This is a genomic window from Cellvibrio sp. pealriver, from assembly GCF_001183545.1.
Lineage (GTDB): Bacteria > Pseudomonadota > Gammaproteobacteria > Pseudomonadales > Cellvibrionaceae > Cellvibrio.
Window position 1 is genome coordinate 4161489 of sequence record NZ_KQ236688.1, and the last position, 14732, is coordinate 4176220.

The 14732-nt window shown below is 44.6% G+C and carries 14 protein-coding genes; 2 read left to right on the forward strand and 12 right to left on the reverse strand.

What is annotated here, in order from left to right:
• Positions 1 to 11: 11 nt before the first annotated feature.
• Positions 12 to 2270: a DNA topoisomerase IV subunit A gene (gene parC / locus VC28_RS18085; RefSeq protein ID WP_049631872.1), complete on the forward strand. Its 2259-nt coding sequence runs from the start codon at positions 12 to 14 to the stop codon at positions 2268 to 2270.
• Positions 2271 to 2365: 95 nt separating this feature from the next.
• Complete coding sequence (locus tag VC28_RS18090; RefSeq protein WP_049631873.1) at positions 2366 to 2638, forward strand: PilZ domain-containing protein; 273 nt, start codon at positions 2366 to 2368, stop codon at positions 2636 to 2638.
• Positions 2639 to 2757: 119 nt separating this feature from the next.
• On the opposite strand, the gene VC28_RS18095 is transcribed toward VC28_RS18090, so the two are convergent.
• From VC28_RS18095 to VC28_RS18150, 12 genes are all read right to left on the reverse strand, one after another.
• Positions 2758 to 3165, reverse strand: coding sequence for a hypothetical protein (locus tag VC28_RS18095; RefSeq protein ID WP_049631874.1), 408 nt, complete (start codon positions 3163 to 3165; stop codon positions 2758 to 2760).
• 16 nt (positions 3166 to 3181) lie between these two features.
• The gene (locus VC28_RS18100; RefSeq protein ID WP_049631875.1) at positions 3182 to 4456 is read right to left on the reverse strand and encodes a HEAT repeat domain-containing protein; all 1275 of its coding nucleotides are present in this window, start codon (positions 4454 to 4456) and stop codon (positions 3182 to 3184) included.
• 21 nt (positions 4457 to 4477) lie between these two features.
• On the reverse strand, positions 4478 to 5476 hold the full coding sequence (locus VC28_RS18105) for a beta propeller repeat protein (protein WP_156184362.1): 999 nt from the start codon (positions 5474 to 5476) through the stop codon (positions 4478 to 4480).
• Positions 5469 to 5831: an HNH/endonuclease VII fold toxin-2 domain-containing protein gene (locus tag VC28_RS18110; protein ID WP_049631877.1), complete on the reverse strand. Its 363-nt coding sequence runs from the start codon at positions 5829 to 5831 to the stop codon at positions 5469 to 5471. The genes VC28_RS18105 and VC28_RS18110 overlap by 8 nt, the downstream gene beginning before the upstream one ends.
• Positions 5832 to 5972: 141 nt before the next feature.
• A complete protein-coding gene (locus VC28_RS18115; RefSeq protein WP_049631878.1) occupies positions 5973 to 6971 on the reverse strand; it encodes a hypothetical protein in 999 nt (332 codons plus the stop codon).
• A 15-nt stretch (positions 6972 to 6986) separates the two neighbouring features.
• Positions 6987 to 7367 carry an HNH/endonuclease VII fold toxin-2 domain-containing protein gene (locus VC28_RS18120; protein WP_082191612.1) on the reverse strand — a complete coding sequence of 127 codons (381 nt, stop codon included), beginning with the start codon at positions 7365 to 7367 and terminating at the stop codon, positions 6987 to 6989.
• A complete protein-coding gene (locus tag VC28_RS18125; protein WP_156184363.1) occupies positions 7364 to 8083 on the reverse strand; it encodes a hypothetical protein in 720 nt (239 codons plus the stop codon). Before VC28_RS18125 ends, VC28_RS18120 begins: the two co-directional genes overlap by 4 nt.
• A 283-nt stretch (positions 8084 to 8366) precedes the next feature.
• On the reverse strand, positions 8367 to 9944 hold the full coding sequence (locus VC28_RS19635) for a PAAR-like domain-containing protein (RefSeq protein WP_082191613.1): 1578 nt from the start codon (positions 9942 to 9944) through the stop codon (positions 8367 to 8369).
• On the reverse strand, positions 9941 to 11047 hold the full coding sequence (locus VC28_RS18135; RefSeq protein WP_156184364.1) for a hypothetical protein: 1107 nt from the start codon (positions 11045 to 11047) through the stop codon (positions 9941 to 9943). The genes VC28_RS19635 and VC28_RS18135 overlap by 4 nt, the downstream gene beginning before the upstream one ends.
• A complete protein-coding gene (locus VC28_RS18140; protein ID WP_049631882.1) occupies positions 11010 to 12104 on the reverse strand; it encodes a DUF2169 family type VI secretion system accessory protein in 1095 nt (364 codons plus the stop codon). The genes VC28_RS18135 and VC28_RS18140 overlap by 38 nt, the downstream gene beginning before the upstream one ends.
• Positions 12105 to 12113: 9 nt before the next feature.
• Positions 12114 to 12614 (reverse strand): hypothetical protein, encoded by a 501-nt coding sequence (locus VC28_RS18145; protein ID WP_049631883.1) that lies wholly within the window; start codon positions 12612 to 12614, stop codon positions 12114 to 12116.
• Entirely contained in the window at positions 12614 to 14728 is a 2115-nt protein-coding gene (locus tag VC28_RS18150; RefSeq protein ID WP_049631884.1) for a type VI secretion system Vgr family protein, read from the reverse strand. The genes VC28_RS18145 and VC28_RS18150 overlap by 1 nt, the downstream gene beginning before the upstream one ends.
• Between the last annotated feature and the right edge of the window lie 4 nt (positions 14729 to 14732).

Below are 14732 nucleotides of genomic sequence, written 5' to 3' on the forward strand. Positions count from 1 at the left end.
CAGGATCTTCAATGAGTGACGAAATAACCTTGGCTGATGCCGATGAGCGCATCGCGCTTAAAGATTACACCGAGAAAGCCTATCTCGATTATTCCATGTACGTAATTCTCGATCGCGCCCTTCCGCATATTGGTGACGGTCTCAAACCTGTGCAACGTCGTATCGTGTATGCGATGAGCGAACTGGGTTTAAAAGCCAGCGCCAAATATAAAAAATCCGCGCGTACTGTTGGTGATGTCATTGGTAAATTCCATCCGCATGGCGATTCCGCTTCCTACGAAGCCATGGTGTTAATGGCGCAGCCTTTTTCCTATCGCTACACGTTAGTCGATGGTCAGGGTAACTGGGGTTCGCCGGATGATCCAAAGTCGTTCGCGGCCATGCGTTACACCGAATCGCGCCTCACCAAATACAGTGAAGTATTGCTGGAAGAATTAGGGCAGGGCACGGTTGATTGGCAGCCTAACTTCGATGGCACACTGGAAGAACCAATAGTATTACCTGCGCGCGTCCCCAATGTATTGTTGAACGGAACAACCGGTATTGCAGTAGGTATGGCGACGGATATTCCGCCGCACAATTTGCGTGAAGTGGTCAATGCGTGCGTGCATTTGCTCGATAACCCGCAAGCAACTGTGAGCGATTTGTGCCAGCACATTCTTGGCCCCGATATGCCCACCGAAGCAGAAATTATTTCACCGCGCGATGAACTCATCAAAATGTATGAGACCGGGCGCGGCAGCGTGCGTATGCGCGCCGTCTGGCAAAAAGATGAAGAGTCGGGCGATATCATTATCACTGCGCTGCCGCATCAAGTGAGCGGAGCAAAAATTCTGGAACAGATCGCCGCGCAAATGCAGGCGAAAAAATTGCCGATGGTCGCCGACCTGCGCGATGAATCGGATCACGAAAATCCAACCCGTTTGGTCATTGTTCCGCGCTCTAACCGTGTTGATCTCGAACAAGTCATGCAACATTTGTTTGCAACCACAGAGCTTGAGCGCACCTATCGCGTCAACATGAACATGATCGGCATCGACGGTCGTCCAGCGGTTAAAGCGCTCAATAAAATTTTGCATGAGTGGTTAAGCTTCCGCACAGTGACAACGCGCCGCCGCCTGCAATACCGCTTGGAAAAAGTGGAAGAGCGTTTGCTGCGCCTGGCGGCATTAATGATTGTATTCCTCAATGTCGATGAAGTGATTCGTATCATCCGCGAAGAAGAAAATCCAAAACCGGTACTAATGGAGCGTTTCAACTTAATTGAAATGCAAGCGGAATATATTTTAGAAACCAAGTTGCGCCAATTAGCGCGTTTGGAAGAAATGAAAATCCGCGAAGAGCAAGAAGCGCTTATCAAAGAGCGCGATGGCTTGCAAAAAATTCTGGATTCCGCAGTGAAATTAAAAAATCTGGTGCGCAAAGAATTAATCCAGGTTGCCGAGCAATTTGGCGATGATCGTCGCTCGCCCATTGTTGCACGCGCAGAAGCACAAGCACTGACAGAAACTGAGCTATTAAGTGTTGATCCAGTTACCGTTGTCATTTCCGATAAAGGTTGGATTCGCGCTGCAAAAGGCCATGAAATAGACCCTGAAGGTTTAAGTTACAAAGCCGGCGACAGTTTTAAATTTGCGTTGCGCGGCAAGAGCAATCAGCAAGTGATTCTGATCGACTCAACGGGCCGCAGCTATTCATTGCCCGCACACAACTTGCCTTCTGCGCGCGGTCAAGGTGAGCCACTAAGCGGTCGCATTAGCCCACCGAGTGGTGCCACCTTTGAAGGTGCATTGATGGGCACCGATCAGCAGCGCGTGCTATTGGCATCCGATGCGGGTTATGGATTTATCGCCAAGCTGGAAGATCTCATCAGTAAAAATAAAGCCGGTAAAGCATTGCTCACGCTGCCAGAAGCTGCACAGGTTTTACCTCCACAATTAATTGATAATCCCGAACAATCATTGCTAGCTGCGGTGAGTAACGATGGCCGCTTACTGGTCTTCCCCGTTACAGAATTACCTGAACTGGCACGCGGCAAAGGCAACAAAATCATGAATATTCCGTCTGCCCGCGCGGCAGCGCGTGAGGAATTTGTTGTTTCGGTGAATATTGTTGGCGCAGGCCAAACCCTCACATTACACTCAGGTAAACGTCACATCACCTTGAAAATGTCAGACCTTGAACATTACAAAGGCGAACGTGGCCGCCGGGGTAATAAACTTCCACGCGGATTCCAAAAAGTGGATAAAGCAGAAGTTACCGACAAATAAAATAACAGGGCGGATTATTTCCGCCCTGTTATTTTGGGATGCTGTGATTTGCCTATGTCGAATTGTGATTTAACAAAATAATAATAGGAGTATTTATGAGTTCAAAAGACAAGCGCCGTCACGTACGCACTGCATTCGCTTGCCGCATTAAAATCGCACACGACTCCATCGGTGAACTTTTAGTAAAAACCCGCGATATATCCGACGGTGGAGTCTTCGTCGTACTGGAACCCGAACACATCCCTCCCGTTGGAACACACCTACAAGGCCAAGTCCAAGGCCTAATGGAAGATGCCCCAGTACTCATGATGGAAGTCGTCCGCGTAGAACCCGCCGGTGTCGGATTGCGTTTTGTTCAGGATGAGTGATTCACTGGGGCTGTGCGTTAATCCGATTTACTCTTCGCTAATTTTATCTTCAAATCGAAACGCGAATTTATCAATCCAATAATGTTTATACGCTGAATAACTTTTTATGTGACTGAAGGTTAAGCAGCGTGATGTTGTTGCAGAAGATGTGGGCGAATATCCGAAGGCAAATGCGATTCGCTCGTAGGTATGGATTGAATAAATTCAAAAAAATCGCGTTTTTTTATGTGGGTATCATCAATTGCGCCATAACGAATCAAATGGGGGCCTTGATAAACCCAAACTAGAGGGATGGTTTCAGGAAAAAAATCCCCTAAAAATTCGCAGTGGGTCTCTAGATCAAGCCAAAGCCAATGCACATTGGTTAATTTCTTTTCAGAGAATTGGGAAATAGCTTTTTTTACGGGATCGCATTTGTGACACCAAGATGCCCCAAGTGCAATAACGATGGATTCATTGCTATTGTTTAATATATTTTTTATTTTCACAAAATCGCTCCATGCATCTAACACATTACTGTTATCCATAAACTCAGTTCCTTGATTAGTATATGAAAAATGGTTTGGGGAAACTCGCCCATTCCTGCGATTCTTTTGAGAGAGTTGAAAGCAAGGCTCGTTGCCAATGCTGCGGCATAGCGCAAGATGAACTTAATGCTGGTAAAACATTATCAACTGATATGCCGTTAAGAAGTCTTCTTTTCTCTGAGTTGTGGGGTGACTGATCAGATAACCACTGTTTAACGGCGGAAGCCGATACCGTACTCAAGCCTTCCACTTCTCGAAGGAGTTGTTTGATGTGTGGCGGATAATTTCCTTCCTGATCATCGCGAGTGTCGGCGTCAGATTGAATCTCACGTATGTCATCGAAAGAGTCAAGATTGATGCCGGTAATGTGGTGAATCGCATAGGCAGCGAGTGGCGCTGCAATTTTATGATCTAGCAAAATTATCAGGCGTTCCACAGCGCTACTGGTGCCGCGAAACGCGTTTGCCCAGATATAATCGCGTAAAGAGGTGCTAGTGTTGAAAGTGGGGAGTGAATGTTCAAAGCTTTGTTCTGAGCTGGTTATACACCATGTTAGCAAATATTTAAGTCGTTCATTTTTGCCAAGTCTTGGTATTAAGTTAACAGTTTTTTGTTGGTGCTCCGGCCTTCCTAAAATAGCAAGAGAAGCACTTGCAGCGAGTTGGCATAAAGGTTCATTATCGTTCAGCGCGTTCATGAGAGCAGGAATATAATCGCTAAGTTGATATTGGCCTATTGCTTCTAAAGCCTTAATTCGAAGTGATAAATTCGACGATTTAATTGCCATTGTTAGCAAAAAGTCGGTATTCATTTCTGGTATTTGTAATGCTGTGCAAATGAGTGCATTTTTTAATGAATCTGACAGTTGCCAAAAGAACTGAATTGCAGTGATTGCTTTTTCTTTATCTCCGAGTAAAAGTGTCCATTGCAATGCGCTGGAAAGTCCCGCAGATGAGCTGCTATTTGATTTCACAACCTTGGCAATCGCATGCAACTGTTCATCTCGGCCAGTTTGAATCGCAATGTAACTAGCCGCAAATAATTCGTCAGCAGTTTGCCATCGGTTCATTCTCTGGAGTGCGTAAGGCCATGCAGTATCGACCGCAAGGCGCAGCCCTTCCAGATTGGCATCAAGCCGCTGTTCAATTCGATAAAACTGATTAAGGTTAATGTTCGGGCTCCAAAGTGAGTCTTCCCTTCTAAGCCAACAAAATGCAGCTTCTTCAACGTGTTGCTCGACTATAGTGTTGAGTGGACTGCGAGAAATTTTTATTGCGTTTGGTAATTCCACAGTAAGAAAATCCTTTGTCTTTTATTGATAAGGTGCAACCAAGCACTGCCATTCATTGCCATTAAATGCATGCACTTCATAGTTGCTGGCAACAACGAGCAATCCATCGTAGGCATCCATATGACCGTTGTAGGTAATGAGTTCGCCGTTATGTTCCGGAGTTTTTAGTTCTTTTCCATCCCAAACTTTTAATTGGTAACCAGAGCAGAGCCAGAGTTGGTTGTTGAACCATACGCTGTCATTGAATAAAACGCTGGAGTAGCCTTTTGCGATTTTTTTCCAAGTGTTTTTTTCGCCAACCCATAAATTGCCGCCTTCACCGCTGATGTAAACCTCACCGGTTGGTGCAACCGTAACTGTGTTGAGTTGCTCATTACTGGGGAAGTCGCACTGGTGCCAGCGAGTACCATCGTAGCGCCATACATCGCCGTGACCGCCGACAGCATACATGTTGGATTCGTTGTGGCCGTCGAGATCTTCAAAACCAAAAAATCCGTTGCGTATTTGTTCGGAAGTTAATTTCGGAAAGCCATTCATTACTGGTTCCCATTTTCCAATATCAACGCGCTTGTATATATCGCGAAAGGAGCCAATCGCATAAGCCCAGCCGTCAATACACTTTAGTTTTTGCGTGGCAATACCTTTGCTAGGCTCGGTTTTACCGATGGGGGTTATTTCTTCCATTTGCTTTAGATCAGCGTTAACGGAGTAGACCTGACCAATTCTGTTTCTAGACGCTGTGAGTCCTTGAATTACAGGTTTCCTAGCTACTCCTGCGCGAGGAAATGCGAAACCATTATCAAAATCTGCATAGCCTATACGACTAAATTCTAGGTTTATAGTTACCAATCGTGTGGGTACTTCACTATCCCAAAGCTTAGAGAGTTCCTTGTCATTAAGGTCTTTCCTTAGGATTAGGTTAACCATTTTATTTGTTCTTAATGCACAATCACTGATAAGCCATCTATTAAATGTTTCATTCCATTTTTCTTTCGAGGTAAAAATATTTTGATTATTCATGATTGTTGTCTCTATTTGGTGCTTTTACAGGATTGCCAAGTTGATCAACAGCATTAACTTTCGCGTTCGGGCAAAGTCCGTTGTAGTAATCTTCAAGCTGCGCCTTTATGCAATCTTTGCCGCAACCAGAAAGCGGAAACGTTTCTGTGTGTGATTCAGCTGCAGCATCGATTGCATCAGTCATGCTCATCTTGCCGTGTGTATCAATGGCGTTATCTTTAGGTTTTTTATCCAGTGCTTTATCAAATTTATTGTGAATCCTTTCATGGCTTCCGCCACTGCCGCGTCCACCTTCAACACATACCACTGGTGCGTCACTATCTTTATAGCCGGGGCAGCAACCGCGTCTACACATTTTTGCGATCAGTTTTGTTGGGTTTTGATGGCTCTACATTGCCTGCGCTGTTGCCTTGTTTTTTGTGGGGAATCAGGCTGCATTTGTGTGCGCGAATATGGGAGGGTAATGTTGCCATCCTTGGTTAATTCCTATCGATAGTTATTCATAAGGTGCAACCAAGCACTGCCATTCATTGCCATCAAATGCATGTACTTCATAGTTGCTGGCAACAACGAGCAATCCATCGTAGGCATCCATGTGGCCGTTGTAGGTAATGAGTTCGCCATTATGCTCTGGGGTTTTTAATTCTTTACCATCCCAAACTTTTAATTGGTAACCAGAACAGAGCCAGAGTTGGTTGTTAAACCATACGCTGTCATTGAATAAAACGCTGGAGTAGCCTTTTGCGATTTTTTTCCAAGTGTTTTTTTCTCCGACCCATAAATTGCCGCCTTCACCGCTGATGTAAACCTCGCCGGTTGGTGCAACCGTAACTGTGTTGAGTTGCTCATTACTGGGGAAATCGCATTGATGCCAACACGCACCGTCGTAGCGCCATACATCGCCGTGACCGCCGATAGCGTACATATTGGATTCGTTGGGGCCATCCAGATCATTAAAACCGTAGTGACCATTTTCAATCTGTTCAGGTGTTAGTCGTGGAAAGCCATTCATCACTTTTTCCCAGTGTCCTATATCTACTCGTTTATAGATTTTTCTGAACATTCCAATGGCATATGCCCAGCCATCAATACACTTGAGTTTTAACGTGACTATTCCTTTGCTGGGATCGGTTTTTCCTATAGGAGTTATTTCTTCGAGATCTTCCATGCCTGATCCGATAAAACCTATTGTTCCTGATCTCGTTCTTGATGATGCCAATCTTTGCATAACTGGTTTTCTTGAAACGCCAGCTCTTGGAAAGCTCATCCCATTAAATCCAATGTGTCCACTTTTTTCAGGGTTGTCATCAATAAAAATTGTAAGTAATCGTGTTGGTACTTCGCTGTCCCAAAGGGTTTCTATTTCTCCTTCTGGTATATCTTTGCGAAGAACAAATGCAATTTTTTCTTTTGTTAATACCGCACAATCTGTTATTAGCCAGCCTTTTGCTGATTCCAACCATTCATTTTTTGGCAAATAAATCGGATTAGCCATAATTATGTCCTGTAATTAGTCTTTACGACGTTTTTTGTCATCGTTGTTATTAATTGGATTTCCATTTTGGTCAACAGCATTAACTTTTGCATTCGGGCAAAGTCCGTTGTAGTAATCTTCAAGTTGCGCTTTTATACAGTCTTTACCGCAACCGGAAAGAGGAAAGGTTTCGGTGTGTGACTCGGCGGCCACATCAATAATTTCGTTTAATGACATTTTTCCATTTGCATCAACCTTTTTGTTTTCTGCTTTTTGTTGCAATGCAATGTCGTAGTTATTATGAATCCTTTCATGACTTCCCCCACTGCCGCGCCCACCCTCTACACACACCACCAGTGCATCGCTATCTTTATAGCCTGGGCAATCTACACCTTTATTGTGAGCTTTTATTTTTATTCATAAGGCGCAACCAAGCACTGCCATTCATTGCCATCAAATGCATGAACTTCGTAGTTGCTGGCAACGACCAGTAATCCATCGTAGGCATCCATATGGCCGTTGTGGGTGATGAGTTCTCCGTTGTGTTCCGGGGTTTTTAATTCTTTGCCATCCCACACTTTTAATTGGTAGCCGGAGCAGAGCCAGAGTTGATTGTTGAACCAAACACTGTCATTGAATAAAACGCTGGAATAACCTTTGGCGATTTTTTTCCAGGAATTTTTTTCGCCTACCCATAAATTTCCGCCTTCACCGCTGATGTATACCTCACCCGTTGGTGCAACGGTTACGGTGTTGAGTTGTTCATTGCTGGGGAAGTCGCATTGGTGCCAGCGAGTGCCGTCGTAACGCCACACATCACCGTGGCCGCCTACTGCGTACATGTTGGATTCATCGGGGCCATCAAGATCATCAAAGCCAAAAAATCCGTTGTCAATATCATCATCTGTTAGTATAGGCAATCCCTCTGCGATTCGTTCCCATTTGCCAATGTCTACACGCTTGTATATTTTTCGAAATAGTCCAATCGCATACGTCCAACCATCGATACATTTTAGTCGCATCGTATCGATGCCTTTGCTGGGTTCGGTTTTTCCGATGGGAGTAATTTCTTCAAGTCCTTTTATTTCTGAGGATGCAGCCCATGTTCCGCCCGTGCGCCAACGAGTGGTCATTAAGGTTTGTAGCACTGGTTTACGAGATATGCCGATTACGGGAAATGAAAACCCGGTATCAAATCCACTACTTCCTAATAAATTTTTTCTTATATCAAATGAGGTGCAACGTGTTGGCACCTCTCCATCAAATAATTTGTTGAGTTGATCATTTTGGATATCTTTTCGTAAAACAAAGCTCACAATATCTTTTGTTCTTATTGCACAGTCTTTTATGATCCAACCTTTAAATCGTTTCTCCCAATCTAATTTGGTAATAAAAACCTTATTCTGATGGCTTAAATTAGATATCATCTTTTTCCTCATTAGTGTCTTTTACTTGTTTACCATTTTGGTCCACAGCATTTACTTTTGTGTTTGGGCAAAGCGTATTGTAGTAGTCTTCCAGTTGCGCTTTTATACAGTCTTTACCGCAACCAGAAAGGGGGAATGTTTCTGTATGTGATTCCGCACCCAAGTCAATTGCTTCTGCAATGCTCATTTTACCGTTTTCATCAATCATATTTTTTTCGATTTTTTTCTTTAAAGCTCGGTCATACTTATTATGAATCCTTTCATGACTTCCCCCACTGCCACGTCCACCTTCCACACATACCACCGGTGCATCGCTGTCTTTATAGCCTGGGCAATCCACGCCTTTCATGGTAGCTTGGGGAATTAAATGATGCCCTTGTTGGCCGGTACAGCAACCGCGATCTACACCTTTATTGCGATCAGTTTTGCTGGGTTTTGACGGCTCTACATTGTCTGCGCTGTTGCCTTGTTTTTTGTGGGGAATCAGGCTGCATTTTCTTGCGCGTATACAAGGGTTCAATGTTGCCAGTAACTCCTGAAAATCACCGGTAATACGGCTTAATTCCTGATCGCTAGCGGTAAGTTCGCCTTTTGAATTAATCAATGGATTAATTTTTTCAAAAGCTTCGCTGGCATTTTTATAAAGTTGCTCGGCCGCTCTGGCATTTTGAATATTTTCCGGCAGGCGTGAGATAGTGAGAATGGCATCGCCTACCGATACTATTGTTCCCAGAATACTACCTATGCCTGCTCCTGGCGCTGCGCCTGCTCCCAATGTGGGTGCTCCAGCTACAACAGCGCCCATTGCTGCACCCGTAGCAATTTTTGCACCTGTACGTGCGGCGAGTTTGCTCGCGCCTTCTATCGCTGCATCTGATAAGTAACCCCAGAAACCGGATTTTATTGCTTCCATTTCTTGTGCTGCGGTATCCAGTATGGAATTTAGTTCAGTGCGTAATTGGGTTTTATTCGGTGTGTTAGTGGGAATATTTAAGCCATCACAAAACTCTTGTGACCAGTGGCCGGGTTTATCATCTGAACTAAGCTTTTTCTTTTTGCGTGACTTTTTAGCTTCGCTATCGGAGCAGGCTTTATTGATGCGCTTCTCTTGTTTTTTGCATTCATGCCCGCCTAAAAAGTTGCGCGATAAAAATGGAAACAGCGCGGTGTTAGCCGGATTGGAGTGGTTGTGGGTTACTGTATCCATATCCCTTGCTACACCTTCCCCCTCGATCTTTACATTCATAGACCAGCTGGTAAAAAAAGCACGCCCTTCAATGTTTCCGGATACGATGCCTTTCTTCAGCGCTTTTGTTGCACCTGCATCACCAATACTTTTGTGAAAATAGGATTTGTTGGAAAGTGCAACTTCTTTACCTGCAATAAATACGGTCCGGCTACCATTGCGAATATCTTTGGCAAATACTGTATTGGGGTAGGGAATGGGGATACCTGTTGCGGGCGGAGTAGGTGGCGTAAAACAAACATCACCCATCGCATTGCTTTGCCCATCGGATGAGCGAGAGGCAATTTCGTGACCGTTGGCGTAAACGTGGTGTGCGCTCATTTCAACTCCTTGAAAGGCTGTTTAATACAAAAAACGGCTGCACCGCGCGTTGTTTGAGCGGATGACAAGTGCATCAGTATATAGTTAGCCTTTAAGCGATTACTGCGTAATAGTTGCCACATATACGCAATAATAATCAAACCTAAAGCACACCCTGGATGGCCAATGTTCGCTGCAATCGTTTGATGTGAAAAATCAGCGGGTGAAGCAACTCTTAATACTCTGGCCCAAGCGTAAGCGGCTTCTTCGAAAAAATATTGTTCACCACTGATATCACTCAAGCGTAAATCAATTTTCTCTGCTGATACGCCTGCTTGTTGAAGTGCTGATTTTATCGCTCCAGCAAGTCCGGCACCATACACAGGCTGATCACTCCTTAAAGTGGCCGGTTCTTCTGCGCACCCTAAACCGCAAACAAATATTTCATCCTTATGTTCAATCGATTTGGTAAGTAAGCAAGCCGCGGCACCTTCTCCGGGGATAAATCCAGTTGCTGAGTCAGATGTATTTAGACGGCGATGCTGTAAACAATGTTCAATATCAGAAGTGTTTAACCAGGAATCAACCGCAAGCAAGATTGCATAAGTTTTTTTAGTTAAATAGTTGTTTGCAGCGGCCAAGGCATAAATACAGCTGCTTTCGCCGTGAGTAAATACTTGTATATGACGTGTTTCTGATGGGGTGAAAATAGATTTATCGCTAAGCATCTCTTGGATAATTGTAGTGATTGATTTAGGTCTGGTGTCATCACTTAAAGCGAAAATTGCAATGTCAGCTGGTAGTGGCAATACCAGTCCTGCGTTTGCTGCACATTCTTCAATGGCGAATTTACACATTTTAATAAAATGTTCATGGCCTCCTTCCCGGTAGCCGTTTGTATCTACTGAAAAATTTATTTTTACAGGAGCTGCTACCAGTGGTTCGTTAGTAGTGTCCTTAAATTCGGACATTGTAAAATTATCCAAACCGGCACGAATCGCCGCTACAGTGGTTGGCGCGTCCATTCCCAGGCTGGTCACCATTCCTGCCGATACGACTTTAAGATTTTCCAATTCCATTTTTTTGTTATCCATGCCTAACCGAAGAAAGTGTTGTTTCGCCACAGCAGCCACCCTGCTGGCGTTGATTGGCTTTCCAAAGATTCATTCCTTGGCCTATAAAGATGCCAGTAATTTCTCGAAGGGATCTTTTAATAGGGAAACGCGCTCGCCAGCTAATAAGTATTTTTTCTGTTGTTGCATCAATCATGACAGTATCGACGTTTGAGGCTAGGTTATGCTCAACCCCCTTTTCGCAAATAACATGTATGGGAAGGTTGAGATTTGGCAGTGAAAATTGGATTTCAGAACGGGTGGGGTGCAGATTCCACAAGGAGAGTATTTCACCACCCTTTGGATATTCAATCTGCTGATCTTTGGGCGCCGCCTGATAATAACGTTCATCCAAATCGCCAGGAGGTAGTGGAAAAATGTTGTCTTTCCAGTGATCATCGTAGGTGCCTGCAAAGGCTACACGCGGTTTCCAACTTCTTCCAATTGGGCCGAATGACATCGGACGATAATTGGCCGCATAAGTTTCAATGGAATTTAATGGCTCGCTTAAATTGGGAAGTTGCGTTCCATTCAATTGTTTTGTGTATTTTCCTTTAGCAAAGCCACAGCCGACGGGATTTTCCTGATAACAAATAGACTCTGCTGTATTCTCATCTGTCCATTGTCCGCCAAATGCTAACCCATAGTGAATTGGCATGCTTGTAAACGGTTCTGGCCTTGAAGGCGTAAGTCCGAACAAGCTCTTTTTCCAGAAGCGATTACCGGTGATAAGAATTTTTTTATTGCAGTCACCTAATTGGAATCCAACGATTAATTCTTTTTCAGGCTTACTATTTTTTGTAAAAGCATTTGCATGAATAAGAATGTCACAACGCAGTTTGTGAGGTACTAAATCCGATTCAAATAGCGGAGCAGATAAGCCAGGCTCCGCTATAAATACGTCACTTAGAAATAAATCGCTTTGTTGCTCTGCTGGACGTGCGCGACTATCGTTATTTTCTGGAAATAAATAAGTTGCCTTTACCACAATAGACGCAAAAAGCTGCCCGCGACTATCCATAGTTTGATAGAGCTTTGCTGGGTATTTAGTATTGTTGATCAATTCCATGATGTTGTTTTAATTGATCCTGACAGATGCTGCTTTTATTCGATGGACTTCGCTTGCCTGATTGATAATACGTGTGCCGCGTATTTCCACCTTCCCATCCGGGTTTAACGTTAATGAAGATTCGCCACAAGTAATTCGTAAGCCGTCAGGGTAGTGTATTTCTGTTTCTTCATTCGAATTAACTGTTGATTGCATTGCAAATTTGGCAACAGGATTTTGCAGTAAGCCGATAACCACTGCATTAAACGTTAAAGTTTCGCTGAGCATAAATGCACATTGTTTGTTTAAATCATTCTCACTTAATGAGCATGCAGCAATTGCTGAGAAAATATCGCCTTCTAATGAGCGGATTTGTATTGCATTCTGATCGGCCTGGATCACCGTCCCAATTAAAATGCCGTGAATATGAGGTTGCTTGCGAAGGGCAGGGGTTCCCAATAATTCTGAGAATGGAGAGTTGGTTTCGGCGTCTGTTGTATTCTCTACAGTGACATTAAAGTGGTTGTCCATTATGGATTCTCCAGTACTTTTTTAGCTTTCAAGGTGATTTCACCTTTGGCTTCGAAGATTTGTTCTTCACTGCTCATAAGATTAATATTTGCCGCTTTCATAGTGATTGTTCCATCGCCAAGCATTTCTATTGTCGATTTTCCCACTGTGAAAATAATGCTGTCTCCGTCAATACTGATATTGGCTTTTTTGCTTACTGTGAGACTGTAGTCATCACCTACTGAAATGGACTCACTTTTGCCCACACTGGAGCTTTTGTTCATAAGTACTTGTTCGGTTTTGCTCAAACCGACTAATGTGTTCATGGCTGCGCCCACGTTCAAACTGTAGGCCGCACCAACATTATCCATTCTTGCCAGTAATACATTTTGTGTACTGGTTTTGAGAATGGTTTCGAGCTTGTGACCGCCTATATCGCGTGTTTGGTTTTCACCGATGCTGATGATTTCATTTGCACCGACATCTTCCGTGCGATCGTTACCAATCGTTATGGTTTCATTGTTATCCACAGTTTCTGTACGATTACGTTTGACGTGAACGGTTTCATCGCGGTCAATGGTTTTGCTTCTGTCATTGCCCACCCAGTGGGTTTCGTCGTGCTCGACTTCAATATCCTGATTGCGCTGGGCGTGAATCCAGATTTGCTCTTCGCCGATTTTGTCTTCAAAGCGAAAGGCGTTGGCATCTTCTGCGGTGCCCTTGGGTGTTGATCGGGTGAGAAAACCGGATTGGGTCGCGTTGGCAGGTAAACCCCAAGGGTGTGGTTGCAAATTGTTGTATACGCGGTTGGTGATGACCGGGCGATCAGGGTCGCCGTTTAAATAATCCACCAACACTTCTTGCCCGATGCGCGGTACATGCACACCACCAAAACCGGAACCAGCCCAAGGGTGTGATACGCGAATCCAGCAGGAAGAGTTTTCATCTTTTTTGCCATATCTGTCCCACTGGAATTGCACAATCACGCGGCCAAATTCATCAGTGTGAATTTCTTTACCGGCAGGGCCGGTGATAACGGCGGTATCTGGCCCTTGGCTGATGGGTTTTTCAGTCAGGCGCTGCGGGCGAAAGGGTTGGCTGCTGGGTTGGGCCTGCAGCTGAATATCCATGATGAATGGTGTGGTATTGGCATCGGCTTCGTAATCGTTGGCTTGAAATAAATAAGTGCAACTGATGATTAAATATTCTTTATTCAATGCCGCTTGCGTGTGTTGCGCGAGTGTAAACAAACGCCCCGGAGCAATACCCCGAGCGGCGGCTTGGCCAGTGCAGCGCTGGTGTTGGCTGTGCAATTCCTCCATGCGAACTTGCGCATAGGTATCGCCTTCGCCTGCAAGGTAATAGCCACCGGGGTAATCAAAAATTTGTAAATCGCTAAAAGGGTGAGCTGCAGATTTTTTATGTTGGGTGTCTAGCAACGCACTGGCTTCTTTGAACGAATAATCGCGCGCGGCGTAATCGCCGGAGGTCACACTGCCTCCACTAAACCAACCGGTGACGAAATCTTCATTTGGATTGCCTTGCCCGGAACTGCGATAAGGCAAGCTCGCACAACCGGGGGCAGGGCTGGCAAGGCCGATATCATCGGTAATCACAAGTGCGTGTGATCCTGCTTTGTGATCAAACCAAAACCAAATACCTTCATGCTCCAGCATGCGCATCACAAAATTGGCATCGGTTTCGCGGTACTGCACGCAGTATTCCCATGCGCGATAATTTTTGCTTAATTCCAAGCGCAATTCAAAACCGTAGGTGCCCAACACTTCCTGCACCATTTCCGGCACGGTCTTATGTTGGAAAATACGATAATCCTGTCTGCGTGTGGCATACCACAACCAAGGCTGAATTGTAGCCTGATAAACATAATGACGGCCGTGCTTTCCGGTACAGATAAAATGACTACATTGGCCGTTGATATGGCGCACACCGCCTTGCATTGCAATTTCCACTGTGAGTGGTTTGCCAATCATGTCCGTTGGGTTGATATCACCCCGAGGGCTCTGTAGTAAAAGATTCAAGTTAAACAGTTTGGAAATTTCTTCCTCGCCACTGAGTTGGACAAAACGTAAATCCTGGGGTGGTAAGTGGCTTAGCAAATTGTAATTGCGTTTCATGGAT

Excerpts from the sequence above, each read along its gene's own strand:
- VC28_RS18095 (WP_049631874.1), bottom strand. The coding sequence starts at position 3,165 with ATGGATAACAGTAATGTGTTAGATGCATGGAGCGATTTTGTGAAAATA.
- VC28_RS18140 (WP_049631882.1), bottom strand. The coding sequence starts at position 12,104 with ATGGAATTGATCAACAATACTAAATACCCAGCAAAGCTCTATCAAACT.
- VC28_RS18090 (WP_049631873.1), top strand. The coding sequence starts at position 2,366 with ATGAGTTCAAAAGACAAGCGCCGTCACGTACGCACTGCATTCGCTTGC.
- VC28_RS18145 (WP_049631883.1), bottom strand. The coding sequence starts at position 12,614 with ATGGACAACCACTTTAATGTCACTGTAGAGAATACAACAGACGCCGAA.
- VC28_RS18105 (WP_156184362.1), bottom strand. The coding sequence starts at position 5,476 with ATGAATAATCAAAATATTTTTACCTCGAAAGAAAAATGGAATGAAACA.
- parC (WP_049631872.1), top strand. The coding sequence starts at position 12 with ATGAGTGACGAAATAACCTTGGCTGATGCCGATGAGCGCATCGCGCTT.
- VC28_RS18110 (WP_049631877.1), bottom strand. The coding sequence starts at position 5,831 with ATGTGTAGACGCGGTTGCTGCCCCGGCTATAAAGATAGTGACGCACCA.
- VC28_RS18115 (WP_049631878.1), bottom strand. The coding sequence starts at position 6,971 with ATGGCTAATCCGATTTATTTGCCAAAAAATGAATGGTTGGAATCAGCA.
- VC28_RS18150 (WP_049631884.1), bottom strand. The coding sequence starts at position 14,728 with ATGAAACGCAATTACAATTTGCTAAGCCACTTACCACCCCAGGATTTA.
- VC28_RS18125 (WP_156184363.1), bottom strand. The coding sequence starts at position 8,083 with ATGACCACTCGTTGGCGCACGGGCGGAACATGGGCTGCATCCTCAGAA.
- VC28_RS19635 (WP_082191613.1), bottom strand. The coding sequence starts at position 9,944 with ATGAGCGCACACCACGTTTACGCCAACGGTCACGAAATTGCCTCTCGC.